A 206-nucleotide genomic window follows, 5' to 3' on the forward strand; every position below is an offset into this window, starting at 1 on the left:
CCTCGGCAAGCAACTCGTCACGCGAACGCGATTCATCGTCGACTGGAGCGGAATTCACAGGGGGAAGGGTCGTCGTCGTCTTTCTTGGGCGTCCAGCTTTCTCAGGGGGCTTTGAGGAGGCATTAAGCGCACCTTCGTCAAAAAGGCGCTGCCATAGATTGATGATGCCGAACTGACGGATATCGAACAAGGCCGCTGTCTGGCGC

1 pseudogene is annotated in these 206 nt (G+C 57.3%); it reads right to left on the reverse strand.

From position 1 onward, the window contains the following. Positions 1–206, reverse strand: a pseudogene (locus AO277_RS15935) (IS3 family transposase); the annotation flags it as partial.

It is taken from the genome of Pseudomonas amygdali (genome assembly GCF_002699855.1).
GTDB lineage: Bacteria > Pseudomonadota > Gammaproteobacteria > Pseudomonadales > Pseudomonadaceae > Aquipseudomonas > Aquipseudomonas amygdali.